Source organism: Coprococcus intestinihominis (genome assembly GCF_040096555.1).
Taxonomy (GTDB): domain Bacteria; phylum Bacillota; class Clostridia; order Lachnospirales; family Lachnospiraceae; genus Coprococcus_A; species Coprococcus_A intestinihominis.
Window position 1 is genome coordinate 1 of sequence record NZ_JBBMEK010000419.1, and the last position, 1587, is coordinate 1587.

Consider the following 1587-nt stretch of genomic DNA (forward strand, 5'->3'; position numbering starts at 1 on the left):
AACCGGATTTTATTGTCTTTGCAGCATTCAGCAATTGATGCTAAAATCTGTACCGGTATCAGAACCCCAGTCGGATTATTAGGATTGCACAAAAAAACAACCTCCGGCATTTCCCGTCCAATCAACGTCAAAATATCTTCTTTAATGCAAAAATCCTGGTGATCCAAAGAATACACCGCTGTTTCAGGTACGTCATACGATGCCCAAAGACTTCTCCAGGCTCCCTCATACTCCGCAAAGCAAGGTGCCGTCACCAGAATTTTCTTCGGTCTTACCGCATACACATACCGATAAATCACGTCCGCCGCTCCATTTCCGCAAATGATCTGACTGCTGTCTATATGATACTTCTCTCCGATGGCTTTTCGCAGGCTGTCGTTGTACATTTCCGGATAATGACCAATTTGCCCGATGGCATCAGCAATTGACCGATTCACTGATTCCGGGGCCCCAAGCGGATTAATATTCGCTGAAAAATCCAGAATATTATTGTATTGATAAATATCTCCGCCATGTATATTCTTCATCTGATTTCTCCTGTCTATTCAAAGTTTCTCTTCAATTCATCTGCTGCCTGAATGATCACCTGTCACTCGCATCCAAAATTCTCACTGCTACTTCAGTTACATAATCCTCTATTTCCTTGGCAATAAAATTATCCACCACATACCGCTCAATATAAAACGACTCAGTCTTTAAGTGATGCTGTTCTTTATATTGCAGCAATCGCTCATATGTCTGTCCAATATTCATCCAATGCCCTACATGATAAGCAGTAATATACCTGCCTCCCGGCAGAATCTCATACTGACCTGTCACAGGCCGCTCATCCACCAACAGAATCGTGTTGTCATACTCTGTAAATTTCCCTTTTTGGACATTTTCGTCATATTGAATATAAGCTGCATCATAATCGCTCCGCATACCCGACTTCTTGAATTCCGCAATCAACTCGCTGGTTTTCCGATAGATGGATTTCTCCAGGCCATCCGCTACATGCCCATACAAATAGTATCTCTCGGAAAATGCCTGAATCGTCACTTCCGAAAAATCTGTTTTTTCTGCATCTGCAATTTTCTCCCGCCGCCTGGACAGCCATTGTTTCATCGCTTTTAACTTTTCTATCTGCCTGTCAATCTGCTGCTCTCTCTCTGCAAAAACATGCATCACCCGCTCCGGGCTGCGATGCGCAAGCATATCTCTGATTTCTTTCAGAGGCATCCCCAGGTCCCGCAGCATCCGTATGGTATCAAATGTCTCCATCTGATAAATGGAATAATATCGATACCCGTTTTCCGATACCTTTTCAGGGCAAAATAAGCCAATGTCATCATAATGAAACAATGTATCCTTTGAAACACCCATGGCCGACGCAAACTCACCTGTTGTCATATATTCATGCCTGTCCATTTTATCCCTCCAAAAGCATTTCTGCCTTTTCACGCATCTAATTGTAAATATTTGTATTCCCTCTTGACTATAGGGTTACCCAATAGTATATTCTATCAAATGTTGATAAAAGTTACACTATCTTTTGAAAGGATTTTATTTATGAGTCACTCAATTAACGGCCATTTTACACCGGCC

At 42.2% G+C, this 1587-nt stretch carries 2 protein-coding genes; both read right to left on the reverse strand.

The window, feature by feature from the left end; genetic code table 11:
- Positions 1-527: aminotransferase class I/II-fold pyridoxal phosphate-dependent enzyme (locus tag WMO25_RS17840; RefSeq protein WP_349086550.1), on the reverse strand; the 527-nt coding region annotated here is incomplete at its 3' end.
- Between the two features lie 55 nt (positions 528-582).
- Positions 583-1410 carry a MerR family transcriptional regulator gene (locus WMO25_RS17845; protein ID WP_349086553.1) on the reverse strand — a complete coding sequence of 276 codons (828 nt, stop codon included), beginning with the start codon at positions 1408-1410 and terminating at the stop codon, positions 583-585.
- Positions 1411-1587 lie beyond the last annotated feature (177 nt).

Excerpts from the sequence above, each read along its gene's own strand:
- WMO25_RS17845 (WP_349086553.1), bottom strand. The coding sequence starts at position 1,410 with ATGGACAGGCATGAATATATGACAACAGGTGAGTTTGCGTCGGCCATG.